Raw genomic sequence first — 26,502 nt, 5'->3', positions numbered from 1 at the left:
GCTGAAGGGGCGCCACATGAACACCGGTGAGAGCTACCACCGCAGCACGGCCTGCCAGACTTGGGACGCGATCGTCGTCGGATCGGGGATCGGCGGCCTGACCTGCGGCGGCGAGCTGGAGGTGCTGGTCCAGCGGATAGACCCCACCAGCCAACCCCACCTCACCACCGCTCTGGAGGACGTGCTGGCAGGCCTGCCCGTCGCCGTGGCACAGGTGGTGGACGGGCCGCAGCCCCTGCACGGCCGCACCCTGGCCGTTCTCGGGGGCGGCAGCGCCTACGACGGAACACTGGGCGGCCGGCGGACGGACCGGGCGGTGGCCGACCAGGTCCGCGCCCTGCTGCGGACCGGCCGGACCGCCCATGTCGAGATCGGCGGAGAGGCCGACACCTGTCCTGAGAGGATGACGCTCCTGGTCCACATCCAAGCGCCCCGGCCCCGCATGCTCATCTTCGGCGCCGTCGATTTCGCCGCCGCCCTCAGCCGGACGGGACGCTTCCTCGGCTACCACGTCACCGTCTGCGACGCCCGCCCCGCCTTCGCCACACCCGAGCGCTTCCCCCACGCCGACGAGATCGTCGTCGACTGGCCCCACCGCTACCTGGAGCGCGCGGAAGTGGACGCCCGTACCGCGATCTGCGTCCTCACCCACGACGCCAAGTTCGACGTCCCCCTGCTGCGCCTGGCCCTCGGTCTCCCGGTCGGCTACATCGGAGCGATGGGCTCCCGGCGTACCCACGCGCACCGCCTTGAGCGCCTGCGCGAGGCCGGCGTGCCTGCGGAACACCTCGCGTTCCTGCACTCGCCGATCGGACTCGACCTCGGTGCACACACCCCCGAGGAGACCGCGATCTCCATCACCGCCGAGATCATCGCCCACACCAACAACGGCACCGGCCTGCCCCTGTCCCGCCTCCCCGGCCCCATCCACGGCTTCGCACCGGTGCCGCCGGTCCCGGTGCCGGCCGCATGACCGCCCGCGCCCAGGCCCGCCCGACGGGCCAGGCCCTGGCGCCTGTTCGCCAGGGCTTCGGGCTTGCGCTTTCCGTTGCGGCAACTTCTACGGTCATGTGTGTGGCCGGAGAGACCGGCCCGGCGAGGGAGGTACCGGCAATGGCCTGGTCGATCGCTGAGGTGGCGCGGATGTCCAAGGTGACATCGCGGACGCTGCGGCACTACGACGAGATCGGCCTGCTGCCGCCCGCCTGGATCGGGAGCAACGGGCACCGCTACTACGAGGAGGCCGATCTGCTGCGATTGCAGCAGATCCTGCTGATGCGGGAGCTGGACCTGGGGCTGCGCGAGATCCAGGCGGTCCTGGACAGCCGGCTCGACCAGGTGGCAGTCCTCCGTGAGCACCACCAACGGCTGCTCGCGGAACGGGACCGGCTGGAGACACTGGCCCGTACGGTCGGCCGCACCATCGCCGAACTGGAAGAAGGCAAGGACAAGGGTGCTATGACGAAGATCAACAAGCCGGAGAACCTGTTCGAGGGGTTCCAGGCCCCCTCCGAGGCCGAGGCCGAGGTACGGGAGCGGTGGCCGCGGGAGTGGGAGCAGTCCCGGCAGGCCGCCGAGGCGATGACCCCCGAGGACACGGAGCGCTGGCAGCGTGAGGTGACGGCGCAGATGATCCGTATGGCGGAGTTCATGGTGGCCGGCACGCCGGTGTCCGACACCGCGGTACAGGCCGAGGTGGACGCCAACTACCGGGCCATCTGCCGGTTCTGGACCCCGAGCGCGGCCGCGTACAAGGGGGTGGGGCAGACCTACGTCGACGACCCGCAGATGCGGGCCAACTTCGACAAGATCGCCGACGGTCTCGCCGTCTACCAGCGCGATGCGATGACCGTGTACGCCGATGCCCGGCTGAGCTGACCGCATGCGCCTTGAGGGCTGTTCGACGGGCCATGAGCGCAGCCAGAGGCCCATGTGACCGCCCCCGGCCGTGGTACGCGACCGCACTGGAGGATCGGGACCAACTGAGGCGCGTCGCCCCACGGCCCCTGGCGTGAGGTCTCAGTCCTGCCGTTCCATCTCCCAACTGGCCAGCATCCGCAGGGCTTCCTCCGACCGGGAGCCCGGCTCTGCGTGATAGGTGTTGAGCCGCATGGGGGCGCCCCCCGGCAGCGCCATGGGCTCATGGACGAGGTCGAACTCTCCCACCAGCGGGTGCCGCATGCGCACGACCTCGCCGACACTTCCACAGCTCACCTCATGCTGCGCCCACGATCGCCGGAACTCCTCGCTCTTCTGCGTCAACTCGCGGATCAGCGAGGAGAAATAGGCGTCCTCGGGACTTTTGCCGGCGTTCCTCCGCAGCACACCGGCGATCTTCGCCGCCATGCGGTCCGGCTCGGCGAACCGGCCGCGTGCCTCGGGCGAGAGGAAGATCAGACGGGCCAGGTTGCGTTCCCCGGGCTGCAGATGGGCCCAGTTCCCGAAGGCGGCGGTGGCGAGCCGGTTCCAGCCGAGGATGTCCAAGCGCCGGGTCACGACGTAGGCGGGTACACCGAGCGTGTCGAGGAGGTTCTGCACGGTGGGCCGCAGAGCCTGCGGCGGGGGAGCGGACTGCGGTGTGCGGTTCCGGTCGGGCTGGGCCAGCCGGACCAGATGGTCCCGTTCCTCCTCGGTCAGGCGCAGGGCGTGGGCCACGGCGTCCAGTACTTCGGCCGACATGGTTTCCCCGTACCCCTGTTCCAGGCGTGCGTAGTACGCGTACGACACCCCCGCCAACTGCGCCAGCTCCTCGCGCCGCAAACCGGGAACCCGCCGCCGCCCGTACGACGGCAGGCTCACGTCCTCGGGCCTGAGCCGGGCCCTGCGAGAACGCAGGAACGCCCTGAGCTCAGCGCGCCGGTCAAGTCCCGCAGTCACCCTGTCGTCCGGCGCCACAGGTGAAGGCATCGCTGTCCTCCGTTTGAGAAGCGTGCTCGCAGATGCGAAGCAGCGTAGCTTCTCGGGCCGTCCGGCGCGCAGGTGGAGGAGATCACACCCCGTGTGGCATCGCCTCTACCCGGCCCGAACCCGCGCCACCGAACGTCGTGCAGCGGTTGATGTCATGCGCGGCGCGGAAGCGGCCCCCGGCTGTCGCCGTCCGGTCCGGTCACGTGCGTACGCTCCGTTCGGCTCATTGCCGCCGTTCATCCGGCCGCGAGGTCTTCCAGGGCGTCGCGCTCCAGGGCGGCCGAGGCGGCGACGACGCCGCCCATGATGGCGCCGCTGACGCCGGCCGATGCCACGTCCTGACCGGTGAGGAGGAGGCCGGGGACGTGCGTGTGGGCGCCGAGGTCACGCAACGCGAACCGCTGCGGGGTGTGGGCGAGAGACATGAAGTCGCCCTTCTCCCGGCCGAGGAAGTGGTTGAAGCTGAGCGGCGTCGCGAGCTCGGTGTGGTCGATGCGGCCCTCCAGTTGGGGGCAGAAGCGGAAGACCTGGCCCAGCAGTTCCTCGGTGAGCCTGTCCTTGAGACGCTCGTAGTCTGCACCACGGCGCATCCACGCGCTGCCCGCGTACGGCTCGAACAGCGACCACGTGGTCAGCCCCGCGATGTCGATGGTGGTGCGTCCCGGATAGCGGCTCTCCCACGACGGGTCCTTCACGGACGGGAAGGTGATGAAGTAGGTCGGCATGGTGCGGTGCTCGGGGTCGGCCTCGAACGCGGCGATGTCACCGTCGATGTCGGGTCCGGCGTGGGCCCAGATGTTGGCCGGGTCCAGGTCGAGCCGGTCACCGGATGCCCGGATCCCGATGTTGAGCATCACGTACGTCTGTGAAGGGCCGACGGTACGCAGGGACTGGACGAGCCGGGCGGCTTCGGAAGCCGGGTCCGGCACCAGCCGGGTCAGCGTGTTGAGGGCGCCGGCGTCGCTGATGACCAGCGGCGCTCGAAAGCTTTTACCGTCCGCCATGAGGACGCCGCAGGCCGCGCCCTTGTCGTCCAGTACGACCCTCTCGACCTCCGCGGAGATCAGGACGGACCCTCCGGCTCCGGTGATGACGTCGGTCGCCGTCTCCGCGAGGCGGGCTGAGCCTCCGACGGGGAAGTTCGCACCGTTGATGTAGTGGCGGATGAGCATGGCGTGCATGCCGAACGAGGCGCGGCCGGGGGCGAGGGAGTAGTCGCCGTAGTGGCCGCTGAGCACGGCGCGCAGCTCCGCGTCGTCGGTGAGCTCGGTGAGCACCTCGGTGACCGTCCGGTCCGCGTACGAGCGGAAGGGCGCGGCCATGTCGTCGTAGAGGGTGTCGCGACGGGGTGCGGCAGACTGCGGTGGGCGAGGTAGGGGCGAGCCGCACGGTTCGCCGCGAAGACCAGGCCGACGTACCGGTCGACGGCCCCGGACTCGTGGGGGAAGTACTCCTTCATCCGGTCCTTGAACCGCTGCACTCCGGACCGGTACTCGTACTCGCGGTCTGCGATGAACACCCGGTTGTACACGTCCGGCATCGGAGCCCACTCCAGCTTGCCGCCGCTGATGTGGTCGAAGATCCGGCGCAGTCCGCTGGCGGGCCGGTGGACGTCGCCCATGTAGTGCAGCCCGGCGTCCCATTCGTATCCGGCGCGCCGGAAGGTCTGGGTGGCGCCGCCCGCCGTGGAGTGCTTCTCCAGCACGAGGACCCGTTGTCCGGTCCGGGCCAGGAAGGCGGCAGTGGTCAGGCCGCCGATCCCCGATCCGACGACGATCGCGTCCCAAGTCTGGCAGGCCGTGCTGCGGTGGTAGCTCTCACCGGTGTTCATGTGGCGCCCCTTCAGCTGACTTCGAAAAACCGTAGCCAGCGTAGGGGGGCGGATAGACTCGCAGCAACACACCAGGAGAGGGAGACGTGAGCGACGCAGCCGAGGCAGCGACTGGGGGCCATCCGCAGCGGTGGGAGCGGGACGCGTGGGACATCGAGCCCGACTCGATCAATCTCGCCCTGGGATCCCTGAGCCCGCGAACCACGGGCGTGATCATCAGGGAGGCCTTCTACGGCACGCGCCGCTTCGACGACTTCGAGCGGCACTGCGGCATCAGCCCGAGCGTGCTGTCCGCCCGCCTGCGGGACCTCGTCGCCGACGGCATCCTGGAGAAGACCCGCTACCGGGCTCCCGGTGCGCGCGGACGTGACGAGTACCGCCTCACCGACAAGGGCCGCAGCCTGTTGCCCATCCTGATCGCCCTCAACGACTGGGCCGAGCGCTGGATCGTCCCGGACGGCGCCGGCACGATCTCCCTGCTCCACCACGAGTGCGGCAGCCCGGTCCGGACGGTGGTGACGTGCGCCTCCGGGCACGAGATCACCGCCCCGAGTCAGGTCGTCGTGGCCCCGGGCCCGGGGGCGAAGCCCGCGTCGGCGTCCGGCTGACGGTCAGGTCGATCACGCGCGAGCCGGGGATCCGCTTCATGCTGTTCCTGCCCGGAGGTCAGGGCGCTCGCCTGACCTCCCGGGCTCTTGCCGCCGGCTACTTCGTCTTGCGGTTCGCGGAGAAGGCAGGCTGTTTCCCCAGCGCTTCGAAGGTCTCTTCCATTTCGCGGACCTTGCGGCGCAGTCGCACCAGTTCCTCGCGCTCGGCCACGGACAGCGCGCTCACCGGCCCCTGGCCTCGCTCCGCCGCCAGCTCCTCCGCGATCGCCGCCGCGAACGCGTCCACGTCGCCCTCGGTGGTGTCGAAGGAGGTCATCCAGCGGACCTCGCCGGCCTGCTCGTCCCAGGTGTAGAAGCGGAAACGCTTCTGGAGACGCTCGGTGACGGCCGGCGGCAGGACTGCGAAGATCTGGTTGGCCTGCACCGGGCGGGCGATCTCCAGGCCCGGCAGGTCGCGCACCGCCTCGTACAGCCGCTGGGTCATCGCGTTGGAGCGGGCCGCCGAGCGCAGCCAGAGGTCCCCGCCCAGCAGCGCCTCGAACTGCACCGACAGGAAACGCATCTTGGAGCCCAGCTGCATGCTCGTCTTGCGCAGATGGGCCATGCCGCGCACGGCGTCCTCGTTGAGCACGATCACCGCCTCACCGAAGAGCAGCCCGTTCTTGGTGCCGCCGAGCGAGAGGACGTCCACGCCTGCGTCCGTGGTCATCTCCCGGAGGGACACGCCGAGGGTGGCGGCGGCGTTGGCGAGCCGGGCGCCGTCCAGGTAGACGAGCATGCCGAGGCCGTGCGCGTGGTCGCAGATCGCACGGATCTCGTCCGGCGTGTAGCAGGTGCCGAGCTCGGTGGACTGGGCGACCGAGACGACCTTGGGTCGGGCCCGGTGCTCGTCCTCGAAGCCCCATGCCTGACGGTCGATCAGCTCAGGGGTGAGCTTGCCGTCCCATGCGGGCACCGTCAGGAGCTTGATCCCGGCGACCTTCTCGGGGGCGCCGCCCTCGTCGACGTTGATGTGGGCCGACTCGGCGCAGAGCACCGCGTCCCAGCGGTCCAGCATGGTCTGCAGCGCGACCACGTTCGCGCCGGTGCCGTTGAAGACCGGGTACGTCTTCGCGGTGGGGCCGAAGTGGCCGCGCACCACTTCCTGGAGGCGCCCGGTGTACACGTCGGCGCCGTAGCTGACCTGGTGGCCGCCGTTGGCCAGGGCGATCGCCGCAAGGATCTCGGGATGCGCCCCCGCGTAGTTGTCGCTGGCGAAGCCTCGCTCGTCCGGGTCGTGTCGTCGCTGTACGGTCATGGTGCTCGCCTACTCGTATCGGTCGGACGGGTGTGACAGCTGTGGTCCGGAGGGGCGCCGGCCGGTCCGCTCAGGCCGGCGCCGGCTCCGTCCGCGCGCGGGCCTTCTCCAGGCCGCGCACCAACGGCGGCGCGGCGAGCCCGAGCAGGGCGAAGAGCGCGGCGAGGACCAGCCAGCCGGTTCCCGCCGCGCCGACGACCAGGGACGTCATCAGCCACGGCCCGGCGAACTGCTGGAACCCGCGACCCAGGGAGAACACCGCCTGGTACTCCCCCTGCCGGCCCGCCCGGGCGAGCCCGAAGGACAGACCCCAGCTCGCCGACGCCTGGTACAACTCGCCGAGGACGAGCACCAGCGCACCGCCCAGCAGGGCCGCGCTGTCCAGGAGCACGCCGTGCCCCCGCTCACCGCGAAGACCGTGCATCTGTGTGCGGCAAAGCGAAATCCCCCGGGGCAGAGCTGTATGGACCGGACTCGCGATCGCGGTCCTGGTCGTGATCTTTCTATCCGTGCGCCTTGGCCCCGGTCAATGGATGGCCGCAAAATTGCCTGCGAGAGCGGATCTGAGCTGCATATTTTCCGGCGCGAGAGCCCTGTCGGCGCCTGTTCGACTCCCGGAAGGGACCGAACGCCTTGAAGGTTCTCCAGCCAGACGTCCCGGTCGACCACGCTGTACGTGCACGTCGATGACCACCTGAAGACTCCACGGTGGCGGGGCCGGCCACCCCGGCTGACCGACGCGGGGGCGAGGTGATTCTGATCCGGAGGGCACGCCGGCGTGCGCGGCCGGACTTTCCCCACTCCTCTCCGGATTGTCAGTGACAGTCCGTAGGCTCGAGGTCATGGAGGGGAACGAGCAGAAGACCGCACACGGGGAGGAAGCCGGTGCCGAGGCATGGCAGCGACTGAGCGCATACGCCTACCTCAGCGCGCCCGAGCGCCTGGAGTACGTCGCCGTGATGCGGGTGTTCTGCGGCACGCTGCTCGCCGACCTGTCGGTACCCGACCTCCTCGCCAAGCTGGCCGGGACGGAAGGCCCGGGGGCGGCGCTGGACGCCGAAACGCTCACCCGCAGGCTCGAAGAACTCGTGCGCTGGGGCAATCTGCTGCGCAGCACGCATACCGTCAGAGCGACCAGCATCACCGAATACCAGCGCTCGCGCTCCCGCTACCAGCTGTCGAAGCTGGGCGAGCGCGTGCAGCGGGACGCGGACGAGGTACTCGCCGGGGCCGACGCGGCACGCGAGGTCAGCAGCGAGCTGCTGGCCCTCGTCGACCGCGGCCTGCGGGAGATCGCCGCCACGGCCGCGGCGCCGGGCGGCGCCGACCCGCAGCAGGCGCTGGAACGGATCAGCACGCTCTTCGTGCAGTTCGCCGAATTCGCCGAGTCCGTCCGGGACTTCTACGCCTACCTGGGCCAGGTGCTGGCGCGCTACGACCTCGACACGGCCGAGTACCAGGGGTTCAAGGAACTGCTGCTCGACTACGTGGAGGCCATCACCGAGGACGTCTCCTTCCGGGCCCCGCGCATTGCGGCCCACCTGGACTCCATCTGGCCGCACCTGCCCGCGCTGCTCGCCCGGATCGACGCGCACGCGGCGGGCATCGGCGCGCTCGCCGACGGACTGCCGGAGACGCGCGTGCAGCGCAGCCGCGGACGCGACCGCGCGGACTGGGAGGGGCTGCGTGAGTGGTTCACCGTCACCGGAGGGCACTCCAGCCAGGTGGATCAACTGCGGGACGCCACCCTGCGTGCCCTGCAGTCGCTGCTGGCCAACGCCAAGCGGATGCTGCGTTCGGCCTCCGGTGAGATGTCCCGGCGCAAGGACCTGCTGCGGCTCGCGTCCTGGTTCGACGCCGCGGAGCCGGAAGAGGCCCACGACCTGGCGGTCGCCGCCTTCGGGCTCTACGGCGCACGCCACCTGGGGGTGGCGCCGGATCCCGACCGGTCCGTGCCGGCGTATGTGAGCTGGTGGACGGGACCCGCCGTGGAGGTTCCGGTGGCGCTGCGCGAGCGCGGCAGCAGGGCTCCGCGGGGACGTGCCGCGGCGGCCGAGGACCACTCCGCGCAGAAACGCCGCCTTGTGGAGCAGGCACGACAGCAGGCCGAGGCCCGGCAGGCGGCGGCGGACGAACTGCGCAGCGCCTCAGGCAGGTTCGAGCAGGTGCGCCTCAGCGCGCCGGCGATGCGACTGCTGCTGGAGCTGCTGACGACCGCCCTCGGCAACGCCCAGCTGCACAAGGACGCCCACGACTTCCTGCTCGAGGGTGCCCAGGCGGCCGACGCGGACCTGGGTATCCGGCTGACCGCGTGGCGTACGCCCGGCAGGTCGATGGTTCTCAAGTCCGTGGACGGTGACCTGACGGCGGATGATCTCACCGTCGCCGTCGACAGCGCGTCCGGGGCCGCGGTGAGGGAGGCGAGCGCCTGATGCCTCTGCCGTCCGCGCATGACGTCGCTCTCGCGGCCGAGCGCCGCACCGCCGCCCGGCTCCTGCTGGCCCACCCTCTGGTGACCAGCTCCGGACCGCACAGCGACGCCTTCCCGCTCATCAGGCGCCACGCCGACTGGCTGGCCCAGCGCTTCCAGCAGGTCTTCGGATACCGCCTGCTGGTGGAGGCGTCGTACGCCCGGCTGTTCAAGGCAGGTCTCGGCACGGGCTCGGGCCACCGCCTGGAACGTCCCTCGACCGGAACGCCGTTCAGCCCACGGACGTACGCCTACCTGGCCCTCGCACTGTCGGTCCTCGTCACCGCCCCGGAACAGCTCCTGCTCTCCCAGCTCGTCGCGGACCTGCGGGCCGCGGCGGTCGACGCCGGCATCGAGATCGCCGACACGGGACGGCAGGCCGAGCGGCGAACCCTCGCGGCCGCCCTGCGGCAACTCGTCGACTGGGGCGTTCTCACGGAGACGGACGGCCAGGTCACGGCCGTCGCCGAGGAACGGGGCGGGGAGGCACTGCTGACCGTGGACCGCGAGATCGCGCGCGTCGTCGTCGCCGGCCCGCTCGCTCAGAGCCGCGACGGCGCGGACCTGGTACGCCGGGCCGCCGACCCCGGTTTCGGAGGGCCGCGCACCTACGTCCGCAGGCGTCTCGTCGAAACCCCCGTCGTCCACCTCGACGACCTCACCGACACCGAGCGCGAATGGCTGCGTACCCGGCAGCGGCGTGAGGCGCAGGCGTTCTCCGAACTGCTCGGCCTGGAAGCGGAGATCCGCGCCGAGGGCATCGCCCTGGTCGACGCCGAGGACGAACTCACCGACCTGCACCTACCGGGCACCGGGACGGTCGCACAAGCCGCGCTGCTCCTCCTGGAGCGGCTGGTCGACCGGCTGCGTCCCGAAGAAGCCGGGCATCCGGCGGTCGGCGGACGGCTCGTCATCGGCGTACCCGTTCCGGACGGGCTGCTGCCCGAACTGCTGGACGACCTGATCGAGGAGTACGGCAGGCGCGGCAGCTGGCAGCGCGGCCACCTGGAGGACCGGGACGGGTTCCTCGCGGCCGTACTCGACCTCCTCGTCCGGATGCGTCTGATGGCTCCGGCCGGGCCCGTGCGCGCGGAAGGCCACGGCCTGCCCGAGGGATACGAACAGACGGTGGCCGACGGCCGCTCCGTCACCGACGTCTCCCAGGCGCGCGGCCAAGGCAGTTCGGACGGCGGCTGGATCCTGCTCGCCGCGGCCGCCCGGTACGCCACCACCGTGGCGGTCAAGCACCGTACCGACCGGCCACCGGCGGACGACGACCCCAAGGAGCCCTCCCGATGAACCGCCCGCCGGCCCCGCACCGCTACCGACTGCACCGCGCGGGCATCCGCAACGTCTGGCAGTACGACGAGCAGGAGTTCACCTTCGGAGAGGGGCGCCTGCTGCTGCGCGGCAAGAACGGCGCCGGCAAGTCCAAGGCCCTGGAGATGCTGCTGCCCTACCTCCTCGACGGCGACGCCCGCGCGCTGGACGCCACGGGAACCGGACGCACCACCCTTCCCTGGCTGATGCTCGACGGCTTCGGGCAGACCAACCGGCTGGGCCACCTGTGGCTGGAGTTCGCGCGCACGGACGAGGAGCGCAACGACCACCACCTGACGATCGGCGCGGCCATCCGCGCCTCCCAGTCGACCAAGACCGCGAAACCGTTCTTCTTCACCACGCGGCTGCGGGTCGGCGAGCAACTGGACCTCGCCCCCGCCGGGCAGCCACTCCCCGTCGACCGGCTCAAGTCGCTCGTCGGCTCCGAGAACGTCACCGACCGCGCGGTCGAGCACCGGGCCAGGGTCGCCCGCGAACTGTTCGGCCTCACCGACCCGGCGCGCTACCGTAACCTGCTGCACCTGCTGCACCGGCTGCGACGCCCCACCATCGGCGACCGCATCGACTCCGGCGGACTGGTCTCGGTCCTCGCCGAGACCCTGCCCGCCCTCGACAACGAGGTCGTGGAGAAGGTGGCCCGCAGCCTGGACGACCTGGATTCCGTCCGGGCCTACCTCGGGCGCCTCGAACGCACCGACCAGGCGTTGCGCGCCTTCCTCACCGACTACCGCGGCTACCTGCACGGGGTGCTGCGCCGCCGCACGGACCAGGCGAGCGGTGAGCTCGAGCAGCTGATGACGCACCGCAGGTCCGCGGGCGACGCGGCGCGCAACGCCGACGGGCTCCGCGAACGCGAGCAGGAACTCGGCGCCCGCATCGAGGCACTCGAGACCGAGTCGAGCGCCGCCGCGACGGACCTGGCGGCGCTGCACGCCGGCGCCGGATACCGCAGCCTGACGGAGCTCGGGGAGAAGCGCGCCACCGTCACCGCCCTGCACAGCGCGGCCGCCGCCGCCTTCAAGGCCGTCCGGCAGGCACACGGCAACCAGGAAGAGGCAGGACAGCGTCTCACCGCGGAAGCCGGACGGCTCGGTGAAGAACTCGTCGAGCTGAACACCATGTACGGCGAACTGGTGCGGGAGGCAGAGCGATCCGGGCTTGACCCCGTGCACCTGGGGGAGCCCGTGGCGACCCCCGGCGCACCCGTCGCGCCCGCCACCACAGCCGAACTGACCGCACCGGAGGGCGACTTCCACCTCGTACGGCACAGTGCCGTGCTGGCGGTCGACACAGAGACATGCGCGGCCGCGCTGCACGCCTGGGACGAACGGCTGGACGCCGCCCAGCCGGTGATCAGGAACCGTGCCCGGTTCGTCACAGAACTCGGCACCCTCATCGAACAGTCGGACGAGGCCCGAAGGGAGGCCGCCGAGGCCGACGCGGCCCGGGAGCGCCTGGAGGAACAGGCGGAACACGCGCGCAGCCGGACCGAGCAGCGGCTACGGGAAACCGTGCACGAGTCCGAGGCGTACGCCCTCGCGGCCACAGCCTGGAGCGAGCGGCTGCGGGAACCCACCGGGGTGCCCCTGGACGCCCTGCTCGCCCTGGTCGCGCCGGAGCCGGCAGACGGCCCCCTGCCCGCGCAGACCCCCGAGGCCGTGGCCGAAGCGGCCCGTTCGGCCGTCGACCCCTGGCTGGCGGCACTGGGCGCGGAGCGCGACGACCTCTCCCTGACCGTCCGGGAACGGGAGACGGAACAGGACCGCCTCCGGCAGCAGCGCGAGGACTGGGAACGCCACACCGACCCCGAGCCCCCACTCCCGTCCCACCGCACGGCTCCCCGCACACCCGGCACCGGAGCCCCCCTGTACCGTCTGGTGGACTTCGCCCACGACGTGGCACCCGACGCGCGGGCAGGGCTGGAAGCCGCGCTGGAGGCGAGCGGCCTGCTCGACGCCTGGGTGCGCGCCGACGGAACCGTCCTCGACCCGGCCACACGGGACACCCTTCTGGTCCCAGGAGCACCCGTGCCCGGGGCGACGCTCGCCCGGGTGCTGCGCCCGGTCGCCGCGCCGGGCGGTGGTGTGACTGCGGAGCAGGTCGAGCGGGTGCTGGGGGCGGTGGCTCTGGTTGACGGCGGGACACTCACCGGCGAACCCGAAACCGTGGGCGTGGGTGTGGGCGTGGACGTGGCGGAGCCGCACACCGCGATCGGTACCGACGGATCCTGGCGGCTCGGCATCGCCCACGGCCGCCACACCAAGGAGGCCGCCGAGTACGTGGGCGCCGAGGTGCGTGCCGAGACCCGCCGCCGTGCCCTGGCGGATCTCGACCGCCGACTGCTGGACCTGGAGCAGGAACTGGTGGAACGCAGGCGCGGACTGCGGATCCTCACCGAGCACCGCGACCTGGTCGCGGACACCCTGCGCCGCCCGCCCCCGGCACGTGGGCTGACGGACGCCTGGGCTCGTACCGCCGAGGCCGAGCGCGCCGCCGAAACCCTGGCCTCGCAGGCGTACACGGCAGCCCGTGAGGCGGAACAGGCACGAGCCCGGGCGGTCGTCGCCCGGCGCGAAGCCGAGGCCACGGCGAGTGCCCACGACCTCCCGGCGGACCCGGCCGCACTCCAGACGGTCCGACTGGCCCTGGACCGCCTCGGGCAGGGTGCGCAGCGGCTGCGGCGGCGGGTGGGCGCGGTCCTCTCCGCCGCCGACGGCCACCGCGCCGGCCGCGCGGACTACGAGCGTGCCGATTCGGCGCGCCGGGAGGCAGAGTCCGACTACGCGGAGCCGCTGACTCGCCTGGAAGCCGCCCGCCGCACCGTCCGGGCACTGGAAGAGGCTCTCGGCGCCACGGAGCACGAGATCCTCGCCCGCGAGGCCGAGACGAAGCGCCGGCTGGACGCCGTCGGACGCCAGCTCCCGGGCGCGCGAAGGGACATGGCCGACGTGCATGACCGGAGAGTAAGGGCGGAAGAGGACGAGCGGACGCGTCGCGAGGCACTCGCCACGCAAGAGGCCGGGGTGCTGGCCTGCGGCAGGACACTGCGGACGGCCCTTTCCCTGCCGGGCGTGCTGAGGGGAGCGGGCCTCGACGCCCATGCCGGCGCCAAGGCCGGCGCGGACACCGGCGCGGATGCCGACGCGGACCAAGGGGCGCTGAAGTCCCTGGACCCCGTCCACCACGATGTGCGGGAGCGCATCGCGGCGCTGCGCCTGCTGGTCGACGCCGTGCGCCGCGGCCTGGATGCCGAACGCCGGGACATCTCGGACACCACCCTCCTCAACCGTCACACCGAACTGCGCGACCAGCTCTCCGGCGGCTACGACGCGACGATGGAGGAACGCGAGGGCATCAAGCTGTGCCGCCTCGTCGACGACCACGGACCGCACGACATCGCCGCGGTCGGCGAGCGCATCGAGGCCGAGGCCGCCGAGGCACGTGACCGCCTGACGGAGCGCGAGCGCGATGTCTTCCAGCGCTTCCTGACCGGAGAGCTGGGCGACCATCTGTCCTCGCAGGTGCTGGCCGCGAGCGCCCTGGTCGCCGCCCTCAACACCACCCTCGCCACCGTCCGCACGTCACACGGTCTGGGCGTCACCCTCGACTGGAGCCTGGCCGACGGTGTGGAAGCGGACGTCAAGGCGGCCGTGGACCTTCTGCGCAGCCCCTCCGGCCTGCGCACCCGCGAACAGTCCGAGCAGCTCCGCGACGTCCTCCAGCGCCGTATCGAGGACGCCCGCCGCGCCGACCCGGCCGCCGGCTACGCGGCCCATCTGCGGACCGCCCTGGACTACCGCGACTGGTTCACCTTCACCCCCTGGGTGGTGAACGACGCGGCACCGGGCAGCCGCCGCAAACTCTCCGGCCGCACGGGCCTGAGCCAGGGCGAACAGCGGGTCCTGTCCTATCTGGTCCTCTTCGCCGCTGCGGCGGCGCACTTCACCGGCCTCGCCGACACCGCCCCGCAGGCACCCCGCCTGATCCTCCTCGACGACGCGTTCGCCAAGGTGGACGAGCCCACGCACGCCCGCCTCGGCCGCATCCTGGTCGACCTGGACCTCGACTTCGTTCTCACCAGCGAACGCCTGATCGGCAACTGGCCGGACGTACCCTCCCTCCACATCTACGAGTGCCTGCGCGACCCGCATGTGCGGGGCGTGGCCACGCTCCACTACACGTGGAACGGGCGGCAGCGGAGGCTGGTGTCGGTATGACGGGCGCCGAGCAGACCGACGAGCGTCCCCCGGACGCCGAAGCCCTCGCGTTCCTCACCCGACCGGGCCTCACCCGCCTCTGGACGGCCGCCCGCACCCGGCTGGAACGCAACGGCCTGCGACCGGCCGGAACCATCAGGCTCGAGCACCTGGACGCGCAGGAGCGCGAGGCGCTGTCCCTCCTCCTGGCCAGACCTGTCACCGGCCCCACCGCCACCATCCGTCTGCCGGACCTGGACACCCGCCTGCGCAGCAGCGCGGTCGGACGGGGTCTGTCCTCGACGCTGGAGGAACTGGGCCCACCGCTGACCGACCGCCGGGCGGCCCGCGACGCGGCGACGGCCGAACGGACCCGCCTGTGGTCGACGGTTCAGACCGAGCTGGAAGCCACGTCGCTGCCGGCGCAGCCCTGGACGGCACGGTGGCTGGAGGAGATACGACGGGGCGGCACACTCGCCCGCCAGGACCCGCGCACCGCGACCACCGTCATCACCCAGGCCGTCCAGACCCTGGCGACACTCTTCCCCGCCACGGATCCACGCCTGACCCCGGCCTCCTGGGGCCGCGGCGAACTGGCCACCCGCGCCACCGGCTCGGCGCACGGCCTGGACGACGGCACCCTGCTGTCCCGGCTGGTCCTGCGCGGCATCGCACTGGCACGAGGTGTCGAGTTCCCCGCCGACGCACCGGCGCGCCGGGCGCTGTGGCGCATGGCCTCGGTCACTCCGGACGAGGTCTCCAGCACGGTTCTCGCGTACGGCCTGCGCCCCACCGGCGGCACCTGGCGGGAGGCGGCACTGCGCGAGCGCGCCGACCACCACATGGAGACCCACCTGACCCTGCGCGAACTACGCACCCTGACCCTGAACATGCCGCCCGGCACCCGGGTCCACGTCTGCGAGAACCCACGCGTGGTCGAGGCCGCGGCCGACGCCGACCGCACAGCACCCCTCGTCTGCACCTCGGGAAGCGCGACGACGGTCGTCCTCACCCTCCTGGACGCGCTGGCGACGGCCGGCTGCGCCTTCGCCTACCACGGCGACTTCGACTGGCCCGGCATCGCCCTGGCCAACCGGGTCATGCAGCGGTACGCGGCAGAGCCGTGGCGCATGCGAGCGGCCGACTACGAGTACCTCGCGACCCGCGCACAGGTGAACGGCACACCGTCGATCGCCCTCACCGGACCGTCGGCCGAGGCGCTGTGGGACACGGAACTGGCCCCCGCCATGGACGTGCTGGGCATCGCCCTGCACGAGGAGGCGGCGCTCGATCTGCTGCTGGAGGATCTCGGGTGAAGACCCGGGGCGGTCCGCCTCGCGGACAGCCCCGGACCGCCGGATCGGTAGCTCGGCCCCGCTCGGGCCGGAGGGGGTCAGGCAGACAGCCCGCCTGCCGCGAGTCGATCACTCATGTCGCTCACCAACCCCTTGCCCGACTCGCCGGCCGCGGTGAGCAGCTCCTCGAAGGTCCGCAGACGACGGAAGGTCTCGGCGTAGACCGTCTGCTTCTCCAGGGGAAGCTGGAGCACCTGGAGACGCCGGATGTCGACCCTGGACGAGCTGGAGGCGTGGGTGCCGGCCTGACGTCCGTTGGCCGGCGCGCACAGACAGCCGGCGAGGAAGTGGGGTTCCAGTTTCTGCGCGTCCACGCGCAGGATGTAGAGCTGAGGGCCCAGGGCGGTCGGCGGTCCTTGGTGGACCCACGCCTTGAAGGCCCGAGCCACTCCGGCGACCACGACGTCGCCCTCCTCGGCGACGGCCGGGGCCGAGCCGGTGGGGACGGTCCCGCTGGGAGTGCCGTCGTGCAGGAGGTCAGCGATGGTGAGGAGCGGAACGGCGACCCCGCCGACGGGTGCGGCCGACTCCGGTGGCTGCTGGCCGGCGCGCAGTGTCAGTGCTCCGGCTTTGACGAGGTCTCCCACTGTCGTCGTGGTCTGTGGAGTACCGGCCTCGAAGTCGAGGGCGGACAGGCGCGTCGTGTGATCGGCCAGATCCGTCAGCAGCGACCCGAACTCTTCCCACTTGCCGGCGAGTTCCTTACGGGACGGCTCGGCCGCCGCCGCGGTGTAACGCCCCGGGGTGACATCCACCTCGTCGTCGAGAAGGTCGAGCAGGGGCACCCGGACGGCGCCCTGCGGCGGCTCCTGGTCCGGCTGGTCGAGGGCCGCCATCGCGCTGAGCACATAGGAACCGAGGCTGTCCCAGTCGGGGCTGGGTTCGCGTGATCCCGGTCTCGCGAAACGGGTGGCGTCCACCAGGAGGGCGTCCTGGCTCGGGAGAGCGGCCGCGGAGCCGTCCGGGGCCGCGCGGAAAATCCACAACTGGAGTGACACGCTGTGTGGTTGGGCGCTGCCAGGAGGCAGGGAGACGACGGCGCGGAGTGCTCCGGTGCGCAGCAGGGAGCCGCGGATACGGCGGCCCGCCTTGCGTGACGCGACGGCCGGCGGAAGGACGATCACGGCGGCGCCGCCGGGCTCGAGGTGGGACAGCAGGTGCTGCACCCAGGCCAGTTCGGGTTCGGTGCGAGGGGGCAGGCCGTGCGTCCAGCGCTGGTCGGTGGCGAGCTCCGCGTAGCCCCAGTCGCGTTCGTTGAAGGGAGGGTTGCACAGGGCGATGTCGGCCTTCGCTCCGGCGAAGGGGTCGTCCCGCAGTGCGTCGGCGCTGACGATCCGGGTCCGGATGTCGTGGTCCTCCGCGAGGAACTCGAGCCGGTCGGCCGTCAACGCGGCGAGCGCCAGGTCCCTTTCGCACGCGAGTACCTCCAGGCCGGGTCTGTCGTACTCCCGCACGGCCGCGGCGGCCAGGTGTCCGGTACCGCACGCCGGATCGAGGAGGGTCAGTCCGTCCTGTGCCGGGCCGAGGCGGACGGTGAGGGCGATCCGGGCCATCAGCGCGGCCAGTTGCGGCGGCGTGGTGCTGAGCTGCCGGACGTGCGTTTCCAGCCATCGTTGCAGCAGGAACTCGAAGACCTCCCGGGGCCCCTCCTTCCGTCCCACCCTCGCGGCCTCGGCCGCCAGGTCACGTGCCTGCGCGGAGAGTTCGGGCGGGGCGGTGCGCGCCTTGGGGGAGCGCATCCGGCGAGCCGCCTCGGCGATGGCGAGCCCCGACTCGTTCCGGCTGCCGAGTGCCTCGAAACGCGGCCAGAGGAGTTCGCGGCCACCGATGTCCCTGAGCTTGCCGTTGTTCCGCAGCCACTGCTCTACCTCGGCCAGCGAGAACTGCGGACTGACGTCGGTGCCTCCGATCCGGGTGGGGAAGGAGTCGTGGCGGCGGCGCCAGTTGCTCACGGCGGCGCGGCCGACGCCGGCGATCCGGGCGATCTCGGCCAGGCTGACGGGGACGGCTTCATGGGCACTCATGGTTCGGTCTCCGGGGTACTTGGCGGCTGGGCTGGTCGGCGTTCCCAGCGGCCGTTCATGCGGGGAAGGCTACTACCCCTATTGACTTTGTTCACAGCGTGTACGTTCCATATTGTTGTGCAGGGAATGTGGAGGTCGGCAGATATGTGGAGCCCCGCGCCGGGAATGGTGATCCATGACCGCTATCGGCTGGAGTCCATACTGGGCCGCGGAGTGATGGGGCATGTCTGGCAGGGCCGCGACCTGCCCCTTGACCGGCCCGTCGCGGTGAAGACCGTCGCCGCGGAACTCCTGGCCGTGGCGAGCAGCCGCGACGCCGCACGCGCGCGGTTCGGCAGGGAGACGCGGGCGGCCGCGCGCCTCGACCACGCCAACGTCGCCACGGTCTTCGACGCGTCGATCACGGACGACACGTGCTGTCTGGTGATGGAACTGATCGACGGCACCACCCTCGAGTACCTCTTCGACCAGCAGGAGGACGGCCGCTTCAACGTGCCCTCGGCGGCCGCCGTCGCCGCCCAGCTGTGCGCGGGGCTGTCCGCGGTCCACAGGGCCGGCCTGGTGCACCGCGACCTCAAGACGCAGAACGTCATGGTTCGCCGCGACGGCGTCGTGAAGATCCTCGACTTCGGCCTGGTCAAGCTGCTCGGTGACACCGACCCGCGGCTGACCATGACCGGCGAGGGGGTCGGCAACCTCATCTGTGCCTCTCCCGAACTGCTGGCGGGCCGGGACCCGCTCGACGGCCGCAGCGACCTGTACGCCGTGGGCTGCCTTCTGCACCACATGCTCACCGGGGAGACGCCCTTCCCCACCGATCAGCCGGCGCTCCTGGCCTCCCACCACCTCGCCTCGCCCCCGCCCCTCGTCGCTGACGCGGGCGCACGTGTGCCCCGGGATCTCCAGAACCTGATCACGGCCCTCCTGGCCAAGCGGCCGGACGACCGTCCCGCGTCGGCCGCCGAGGTCTACGCAGGTCTGGCACCCCACCTGCCGGAGCCCGATCCCGGGCTGGCGGTCAGTTGGACTCCGCCCGAGGACCCGCGCCGCCCTTTCCTCGTCCCCCAGGGCCCGATGCCCCTGTGAACCACGGGTCCTTCTGATCCGAGGAGGGTCCTGCGGTCGTTGCAAGTTGCACCTTTTCGGTCACTCGCGGCACAGGAGTGTCATGACCGGTGACAGAATGTCTCCGTCGGCCGGGGCGCCGTGACGCTCCCGGACGACGCGGGACGCGGCGGGCGCGGCAGGCGCCGGAACTGGGGGCAGGGCGCGATGCGGCGGAGCCTTGGACGGTACGAGCTGACGCACGAGCTGGGCCGGGGCGGGATGGGCGTCGTCTGGGCGGCCCACGACCACGACCATGACCGCGAGGTCGCCGTGAAGCTCCTCGCCACCCGCGGCCGCGGTGCCGAACCGAGCATGCTGGAGCGCCGGTTCCTGCGCGAGATCCGCCTGACCGGCCGCCTGCGGCACCCGGGCGTCCCCGCCGTCCACGACCACGGCAACCACGAGGGCGAGCTGTACCTGGTCATGGACCTCGTCCCCGGCCGCGCCCTGGACGCCGTCCTGAAGAACGACGGCCCGCTGGGCGTCGAGCAGGCGGCGGACGTGGCCCGCCGCACGGCCGAGGTGCTGTCCTACGCCCACGGTCAGGGGGTCGTGCATCGCGACCTGAAGCCGTCGAACCTGATGCTGACCCCCGACGGCGAGATCAAGGTCCTGGACTTCGGGGTCGCCGCGGCTTTGGAGCCCCAGCCCGGCGAAACCCGTTTCACCGCCGCCGGTGCCACTCCCGGCACGGTCGTCTACATGGCGCCCGAGCAGGCGGTCGGCCGGACCGTGCCGGTGAGTGACCTGTACGCGCTGGGCTGCGTCCTGTACGAACTGCTCACCGGCACACCGCCGTTCACCGACGCCAGCCCGTTCATGCTGTACCACCGGCATGCCCACGATCCCGTCCCGCCGCTCGCCGACCGTCGCCCCGGCGTGCCGGACGGACTGCGGGCGCTGGTCGAGCGGCTGTTGGAGAAGAAGCCCGAGGACCGGCCCGCCTCCGCCGAGGAGGTGGCCGCCCTGCTCGCCGCCTGGGCGCCCCGCCCGCCCTCCGTCGCCGGGATCGCGCCCGCTCACCCGCGGCTGGCGGAGCTGGCGGCCCTGCGCCGGGCGGGACGTCCGGCCCGTGCCCTGGAGGAGTACCGCGAGCTGATGGCCGCCCCGGGCCTCGACCGCGCGGGCACGCTCGCCGCCCGCGCCGGAGCCGCCCTGTGCGCGGGGACGCTGGGCCGCACCCGCGAGGCGCTGGACGAACTGAAGTCCGTCCTCGCCGAACAGCGCAGCCTGCTCGGGCCGGGCCACCCCGCCGTGCTGGACACCCGCTACGAGATCGCCGTCCTGCTGGTGCGCACCGGGGAACGGTACGCCGCCACGGAGCTGCTGCGCCGCCTGGCCGACGAGGAGGAGACGGTCCTGCCCGAGTCCGACGCCGGACACGGGCGGAGCCGCACGCTGCTGGAGCGGCTGCGCCGCATGGGCTGAGCACCACCAAGGCCCGAACCCCGACCGCGCAATGCTTTGTAATCTCTGTTCACAGAGCATGGCTCGTGTTAGCCTGCCGTCAGTCGTTCCGGAGGGGAGACAGGACACGGGACACTGTCTACGGACGACGGCAGGTGAACACCGAGGGGAACAGCGCCCATGACGCCAGCAGCTCAGCGCGAGACCGAGCGGACGGGGGCGCAGCCGCTCCCCGAGGAAGGGAACCTGGTCGAGGTGCGCGGCCAGTCCTGGGTGGTCGCCCGCGTCGAGCCGTCCCCGGCCGCCCCCGACGGCGAGGAGAACCGGCGTCCCGCGACCCTGGTCCACCTCCAGTCCGTCGCCGACGGCCGCTTCGGCGACACCCTGTCCGTGATCTGGGAGGTCGAGCCCGGCCGCCGCGTCCTGCCCGCCGGCTCCCTGCCCGACGCCTCCACGGGCTCCTACGACTCCCCGAACCGCCTCGCCGCGTTCCTCGACGCCGTCCGCTGGTCCGCCGTCGCCTCCGCCGACGCCCGGACCCTCCAGGCCCCGTTCCGCTCCGGCGTCGCCGTCGAGCCGTACCAGCTGGAGCCGGTCTCCCGAGCGGTCGGCGCGCCCCGCGTCAACCTCCTCCTCGCCGACGACGTCGGCCTCGGCAAGACCATCGAGGCCGGCCTCGTCGTGCAGGAACTCATGCTGCGCGGCCGGGCCCGCCGCACCATGGTCGTCTGCCCGGCCGGTCTCACCCTCAAGTGGCGCGACGAGATGGCCGAGAAGTTCGGCCTGGAGTTCACCATCGTCGACTCCGAGCACTGCGCCCGCCTGCGCCGCACCCATGGCACCGCCGCCAACCCCTTCCGCGTCCACCCGCTGACCATCGTCTCCCTGCCCTGGCTGCGCGGCCAGAAGGCCCAGCGCCTCCTCGACGAGGTCATCGGCGCCCCCGAGGAGAGCCCCGACGGCGAGCACAAGCGCTTCTTCGACCTGCTCGTCCTCGACGAGGCGCACCACGTCGCGCCCGCCGCGCCCAAGCAGGTGTACGCGGTCGACTCCCAGCAGACCAAACTGATCCGCCGCCTCGTCCCGCACTTCGAGCACCGTCTCTTCCTCTCCGCCACCCCGCACAACGGCTACCCCGAGTCGTACACGGCGCTCCTCGAACTCATCGACGACCAGCGCTTCGCACGCGGTGTCGACCCGGACAAGGAAGCGCTCAAGGACACCGTCGTACGACGTCTGAAGTCGACGGTCACCAACGCCGACGGCACACCCCGCTTCCGCACCCGCGTCACGCGCGAGCTCTCCGTCGACTACACGCGGCAGGAGCGGGCGATCCACGAGCTGCTCGGCTCGTTCGCGGAACTGCGCCGCAAGAAGCTCACCCCCAAGGCCCGCGGCGGCCGCCGCGCCGCCGACCTGGTGACCCTGCTCCTGAAGAAGCGGCTGTTCTCCTCCCCGGCGGCCTTCCTGCACACCGTCCGGGTCTACCTCTCCCACCTGGAGGACACCGGCGGCCCCGCGCGCGCACGCTCGGCGGCCGCCGAAGTCCCCGAGTGGCTGGAGGAGTTCGCCGACCTCGTCGCCGACCTCGAAGACACGGGCCTGGTCGACGCCGAGGACGACGCCCTGACCCGCTCCACCTCGCTCACCCCCGCCGAGGACGGCCAGGAACTCGACCTGCTCCAGGAGATGGAGCGCTGGGCCCTCACCCACGAGGCCGCGCCCGACTCCAAGGCCGAGGCGCTGATCGCCGAACTCAAGGCGATCTGCCGCCCGGACGGAAAGAAGTGGACCAACGAACGGGTCGTGGTCTTCACCGAGTACCGCGACACCCAAAAGTGGCTCCACGACCTCCTCCAGCAGGAGGAACTCACCGACGGTGGCCGCGTCGAGCGCCTGCACGGCGGCCTGTCCGCCGAGGAACGCGAACGCATCCGCCTCGGCTTCCAGACCGAGCCGTCCCGCGCGGAGGGCAAGGTCCGCATCCTCCTGGCCACCGACGCCGCCGGCGAGGGCATCGACCTCCAGAACCACTGCCACCGCCTGATCAACTACGACATCCCCTTCAACCCCAACAAGCTCGAACAGCGCATCGGCCGCGTCGACCGCTGGGGCCAGAAGCACGACCCGGAGATCACCCACTTCATCGGCTCCGGCTGGCAGCAGGCGCAGGCAGGCTCGTACGAGGCCGACCTGGAGTTCCTCTCCCGGGTCGCGAAGAAGGTCGCGCGGATGGAGCAGGACCTCGGATCCGTCAACGCCGTCCTCGCCGACGCCGTGCAGCGCCGGATGACCGGCGACACCGCACCCGTCGACATCGAGAACGCCAAGCCCCGGCCGATCAAGGGCCGTCGCACGGGCGGCGAGGTCGCCCCCGAGCAGAACGTCACCGCGCAGACGAAGCGGCTCGCCGACCAGTACGACGAGACGGTGACCGCGCTCGGCCTCACCCCGGGCAACGTCAAGCGCGTCGTGGACACCGCCCTCGCGCTGGACAACCAGCCGCCGCTGCTGCCGTCCACGCTGCGCGCGGAGGACTTCGAGCCGGGCGACCTCTTCGACGTACAGCCCCTGTCCGGCAGTTGGGAGCGAGCGACCCGTGGTCTCGCGCACAAGCTCCGTGAGGGCGAGCAGCGCCCGCTCACCTTCTCCCCGGCGGTGGCCGCCCAGGGCAGGGACGATGTGGTCCTCGCCCACCTCAAGCACCCGCTCGTGGCGCTCTCCACACGCCTGCTGACCGCGGCCGTCTGGAACGCGGACCTGATCGGCCTGCACCGCGTCACCGCCGTCGTCTCCGACGACCCGGCCGTGACCACGACCCTGGTCTCCGCGTACGCCCGGTACGTCCTCGTCGGCACCGACGGCACCCGTCTGCATGAGGAAGTGCTGTACGCGGGCGGCTGGTTCGGCGACACCGGCCGCTTCCGCCGCTGGGAGTCCGTGGGCGAACAGGGCCGGGTCCTCTCCCAGGCACTCACCGAGGGCATCGAGGCGGCTCCCCACCTGCGCAGGGAGCTCACCGAAGCCTGGCCGCGACTCCGCGACCCGCTGTTCCGGTCCCTGGAGGCCCGCGCCGGCGAACTCGGCCGCCAACTGGAGAGCAGGCTCGCCGACCGCCGGGCGGAGGAAGAACGCCGCATCACGGCGACCCTCGACCGCTTCGAGGCCACCCTGCGCGCCAAGCTCAAGGAGGAGGGCGACGGAGAGGGCGAACAGCTCGCGCTGCTGTCCACCCACGAGCTGACCGGCCACGAGCGCCGCCAGTTCGAGGACGACCGCCGCCGCTGGGACGACCGCCTCAAGGGCCTCCCCGCCGAACGGACACGCGAACTTGCCGCCATCGCCGCCCGCTACCGCGAGCCCCGCTCCCACCTCTTCCCCGCCGCCGTCGTCTTCGTGATCCCCGCAAAGGCAGCCCGCCGATGAGCCCCCGCCGCCCCGTGAGCTCCGGAGTAGCCGCCGCCAAGGCCCAGGCCGCCGACGGCCGCCGCCAGCACCAGGAGTGGCTCGACCTCACCGAGGTCTCGGGCCCCTTCCTGACCATGCCCGTCCTGCTGCGCGCCTGGCCCCAGCTCGACACGCTGGAGAAGGACGAACGCGCCCGCCTCCGCGCCCGCCACGCCGACTGGCAGACGGACACGACGGCCGGCCGCGACGAGTGGGTGGCGTACGTGCTCGGCCGCCTGCTGGGCTGGGACGACGCGCTGGCGTTCCGCCAGGGCGAGGCGGAGCACCACGGCCTGGACCGCCTGACCCTGCGCGTCGCGGAGCACAACACCGAGGTGCGCCCCGACTTCGCGCTGGTGGAACCGGGGGCGGACCTCGCGGCCGAGCCGGACGCCGAGTCGGCGGCGAAGCGGGTACACCTGCTGGGCATGACGGTTTCGGCGGGTACGGCCCCCACGGCCCGCACGGGCGGTGGCGGCGACTGGTCCGCGGCCCCCGCCGACCGCCTGGCCCGCCTCCTGCGCCACCACGGCGTACCGCTCGGCCTGGTCACCGACGGCCGCTGGTGGTGCCTGGTCTGGGGCCCGCTCGGCGGCGTCACGACCACGGCCGTCTTCGACTCCATCGGCTGGAACGAGGCCGCCGAGCGGAACGTCGTACGAGCCTTCGTCTCACTGCTGCGCCGCCGCCGCTTCTTCGAGTACGACGACGCCGAGACGCTCGTCGGCCTGCTCAAGGCGAGCCTCGCGGCGGGCGAGGACGTCACCGAAGCGCTCGGCGTCCAGGTCCGCCAGGCCGTCGAACTCCTCGTGGACGCCATCGGGCGCGCGGACGTGCGGGCGGTCGAGCACGGAGCGCCGGGCCTGCACGCGACCGGCGTCAGTGCGGGCGAGGTCTACCGCGGTGCGGTCGCCGTCATGATGCGCGTCGTCTTCCTGCTTCGCGGAGGAGCGGGGCCTGCTCCCGGCGGACAACGAGGTCTACGCCCGCTCCTACTCCGCCCGCTTCCTGCGCGACGAGCTGAAGGCGCGGGCGGACGAGGAGGGCGAGACGTCACTGGAGCACACGACGTCCGCGTGGCACCGCCTGATCGCCCTCTTCCACGCCGTGCACGGGGGAGTGGACCACCCGGGCTCCGGCTTCCACCTCCCGGCGTACGACGGCTCGATCTTCGACCCGGACAAGTACCCGTGGCTGGAGCGCACGACCCCGCTCCTCCCGATCGACGACCGCACGGTCCTGCACATGCTCCAGGCCGTCCAGGAGGTCCGCGTCGGCAAGGGCAAGGACCGCGAGGTCCGCACGCTCAGCTTCCGCGCGCTGGACGTCGAGCAGATCGGCTACGTGTACGAGGGCCTGCTGTCGTTCGACGGCCGCCGGGCCGCCGAGCACATGGTGGGGCTGATCGGCCCCGAGGGCCTGGAACACGAGGTCACCCTGCGGGAGTTGGAGACGCTGGCGGCGAAGGCCGGCGGCTCCGTGAAGACGCTCGCGAAGTCCGTCCACGAGAAGTGGAAGGACCCCAAGCCTCCGGCCACAGCGGGCCAGTTGGAGAAGCGGCTCGCTCCCCTGGGGACGGAGGACGCGGCGGAGGCCCGTCGCCGCCTGAACGCGGTGACGAAGGACCCGGCACTGACGGAACGGCTCCTGCCCTTCGTCGGCATCCTCCGCGACGACCTGCGCGGCCTGCCGACGGTCATCCCGAACGGCGCGCTGTACGTCACGGAGTCGTCCCTGAGGAAGAACACGGGCACGCACTACACGCCCCGCTTCCTCGCGGAGGAGGTCGTCCTGCACGCGCTGGAGCCGCTGGTGTACGAGCCGGGCCCGCTCCAGACGGCGGACACGGGGGAGTGGCGCCTGAAGTCGGCGGACCAGATCCTCGACCTCAAGGTCGCGGACATCGCGATGGGCTCGGCGGCGTTCCTGGTGGCGGCCTGCCGTTACCTGGCGGACCGGTTGATCGAGGCCTGGGAGTCGGAGGGCCGCGCGGACGCGATGGCGTACCGGGCGGGCCGGGCCGTGGACGCGGTGACGGCGGCGGACGCGGAGCAGGACCCGGTCGTGGTCGAGGCGCGTCGCCAGATCATCGAGCACTGCCTGTACGGCGTCGACATCAACCCGATGGCCGTGGAGATGGCCAAGCTGTCGCTGTGGCTGGTGTCGATGGACCCGGGGCGGCCCTTCACGTTCCTGGACGACCGGTTGGTGGCGGGGGACTCGCTGCTGGGCGTGCACGACATGGAGCAGATCCAGTCGGTACATATGAAGCCGACCGGGCAGACCGACGTCCTGGCCGAGCAGGCACGGCAGCTGGTGGACCAGCTGACCCGGGAGCGGTTGGCGATCACGGCCATCAAGGGCGTCGACCTGCCGGCGCTCCAGGAGAAGCGGGAGCGTCTGGAGGAGGTCAACCGGCACTCGCGGCGACTTCGGCTGGTGGGGGACCTGATCGCGGGGGCGGCGCTGGCCACTTGTGCTTCGGGGCGGGTGCCTTGGTACGAGGAGGAGG

The 26,502-nt window shown here is 71.9% G+C and carries 18 protein-coding genes and 1 pseudogene; 11 read left to right on the top strand and 8 right to left on the bottom strand.

The window, feature by feature from the left end; all coding sequences use genetic code 11:
- Both C1J00_RS12725 and C1J00_RS12720 read left to right on the top strand, forming a co-directional pair.
- Positions 1–973 (top strand): XdhC family protein (locus tag C1J00_RS12725; protein ID WP_102909156.1); only part of this gene is annotated, 973 nt, incomplete at its 5' end.
- A 140-nt stretch (positions 974–1,113) separates the two neighbouring features.
- Complete coding sequence (locus C1J00_RS12720) at positions 1,114–1,878, top strand: MerR family transcriptional regulator (RefSeq protein WP_102909155.1); 765 nt, start codon at positions 1,114–1,116, stop codon at positions 1,876–1,878.
- Between the two features lie 141 nt (positions 1,879–2,019).
- Here C1J00_RS12720 and C1J00_RS12715 read toward each other — a convergent pair whose 3' ends face one another.
- The 3 genes and pseudogenes from C1J00_RS12715 to C1J00_RS46705 all read right to left on the bottom strand — a co-directional run.
- Positions 2,020–2,907, bottom strand: coding sequence for a helix-turn-helix domain-containing protein (locus tag C1J00_RS12715; protein ID WP_102909154.1), 888 nt, complete (start codon positions 2,905–2,907; stop codon positions 2,020–2,022).
- A gap of 236 nt (positions 2,908–3,143) precedes the next feature.
- Complete coding sequence (locus tag C1J00_RS12710) at positions 3,144–4,229, bottom strand: phytoene desaturase family protein (RefSeq protein WP_245936325.1); 1,086 nt, start codon at positions 4,227–4,229, stop codon at positions 3,144–3,146.
- Positions 4,230–4,540: 311 nt separating this feature from the next.
- Positions 4,541–4,738: pseudogene (locus C1J00_RS46705) on the bottom strand (oleate hydratase); the annotation flags it as partial.
- A gap of 86 nt (positions 4,739–4,824) precedes the next feature.
- Here C1J00_RS46705 and C1J00_RS12705 point away from each other — a divergent pair.
- A complete protein-coding gene (locus tag C1J00_RS12705; protein ID WP_102909153.1) occupies positions 4,825–5,346 on the top strand; it encodes a winged helix-turn-helix transcriptional regulator in 522 nt (173 codons plus the stop codon).
- Between the two features lie 97 nt (positions 5,347–5,443).
- On the opposite strand, the gene C1J00_RS12700 is transcribed toward C1J00_RS12705, so the two are convergent.
- Positions 5,444–6,643 carry a threonine aldolase family protein gene (locus C1J00_RS12700; protein ID WP_102909152.1) on the bottom strand — a complete coding sequence of 400 codons (1,200 nt, stop codon included), beginning with the start codon at positions 6,641–6,643 and terminating at the stop codon, positions 5,444–5,446.
- 70 nt (positions 6,644–6,713) lie between these two features.
- Entirely contained in the window at positions 6,714–7,067 is a 354-nt protein-coding gene (locus C1J00_RS12695) for a hypothetical protein (RefSeq protein ID WP_146046180.1), read from the bottom strand.
- Between the two features lie 418 nt (positions 7,068–7,485).
- Here C1J00_RS12695 and C1J00_RS12690 point away from each other — a divergent pair, with 418 nt between their 5' ends.
- Genes C1J00_RS12690 through C1J00_RS12675 form a run of 4 tightly spaced genes read left to right on the top strand, consistent with a single transcriptional unit; the run spans position 7,486 to position 15,966 of the window.
- A complete protein-coding gene (locus C1J00_RS12690) occupies positions 7,486–9,075 on the top strand; it encodes a TIGR02677 family protein (RefSeq protein ID WP_245936324.1) in 1,590 nt (529 codons plus the stop codon).
- Entirely contained in the window at positions 9,075–10,412 is a 1,338-nt protein-coding gene (locus C1J00_RS12685) for a TIGR02678 family protein (RefSeq protein ID WP_102909149.1), read from the top strand. Before C1J00_RS12690 ends, C1J00_RS12685 begins: the two co-directional genes overlap by 1 nt.
- Entirely contained in the window at positions 10,409–14,671 is a 4,263-nt protein-coding gene (locus C1J00_RS12680) for a TIGR02680 family protein (RefSeq protein ID WP_102909148.1), read from the top strand. The genes C1J00_RS12685 and C1J00_RS12680 overlap by 4 nt, the downstream gene beginning before the upstream one ends.
- Positions 14,668–15,966, top strand: coding sequence for a TIGR02679 family protein (locus C1J00_RS12675; protein WP_102909147.1), 1,299 nt, complete (start codon positions 14,668–14,670; stop codon positions 15,964–15,966). The genes C1J00_RS12680 and C1J00_RS12675 overlap by 4 nt, the downstream gene beginning before the upstream one ends.
- A 77-nt stretch (positions 15,967–16,043) precedes the next feature.
- Here C1J00_RS12675 and C1J00_RS12670 read toward each other — a convergent pair whose 3' ends face one another.
- A complete protein-coding gene (locus C1J00_RS12670) occupies positions 16,044–18,029 on the bottom strand; it encodes an N-6 DNA methylase (RefSeq protein WP_102909146.1) in 1,986 nt (661 codons plus the stop codon).
- Between the two features lie 165 nt (positions 18,030–18,194).
- Here C1J00_RS12670 and C1J00_RS12665 point away from each other — a divergent pair, with 165 nt between their 5' ends.
- The 3 genes from C1J00_RS12665 to drmD all read left to right on the top strand — a co-directional run bounded on the left by C1J00_RS12665 (position 18,195) and on the right by drmD (position 23,969).
- Positions 18,195–19,115: a serine/threonine-protein kinase gene (locus tag C1J00_RS12665; protein WP_102909145.1), complete on the top strand. Its 921-nt coding sequence runs from the start codon at positions 18,195–18,197 to the stop codon at positions 19,113–19,115.
- A gap of 120 nt (positions 19,116–19,235) precedes the next feature.
- Positions 19,236–20,564 carry a serine/threonine-protein kinase gene (locus C1J00_RS12660; protein ID WP_245936323.1) on the top strand — a complete coding sequence of 443 codons (1,329 nt, stop codon included), beginning with the start codon at positions 19,236–19,238 and terminating at the stop codon, positions 20,562–20,564.
- A 159-nt stretch (positions 20,565–20,723) separates the two neighbouring features.
- Complete coding sequence (gene drmD, locus C1J00_RS12655) at positions 20,724–23,969, top strand: DISARM system SNF2-like helicase DrmD (protein WP_102909143.1); 3,246 nt, start codon at positions 20,724–20,726, stop codon at positions 23,967–23,969.
- Here the strand turns inward: drmD and C1J00_RS46700 are convergent.
- Positions 23,894–24,409, bottom strand: a complete 516-nt coding sequence (locus C1J00_RS46700; RefSeq protein ID WP_245936322.1) for a hypothetical protein — start codon at positions 24,407–24,409, stop codon at positions 23,894–23,896. The two genes, drmD and C1J00_RS46700, sit on opposite strands and share 76 nt — an antisense overlap.
- A 252-nt stretch (positions 24,410–24,661) precedes the next feature.
- Complete coding sequence (locus C1J00_RS46695; protein ID WP_245936321.1) at positions 24,662–24,859, bottom strand: hypothetical protein; 198 nt, start codon at positions 24,857–24,859, stop codon at positions 24,662–24,664.
- A gap of 238 nt (positions 24,860–25,097) precedes the next feature.
- Between C1J00_RS46695 and C1J00_RS46690 the strand changes: the two genes are divergently transcribed.
- The coding region (locus C1J00_RS46690) for an Eco57I restriction-modification methylase domain-containing protein (RefSeq protein ID WP_439333397.1) at positions 25,098–26,502 on the top strand (1,405 nt) is incomplete at its 3' end.

The sequence above is a fragment of the Streptomyces cahuitamycinicus genome (assembly GCF_002891435.1).
GTDB lineage: Bacteria > Actinomycetota > Actinomycetes > Streptomycetales > Streptomycetaceae > Streptomyces > Streptomyces cahuitamycinicus.
Note: the sequence above shows the minus strand (reverse complement) of the source record. Positions and strands in the feature narration are given on the sequence as shown.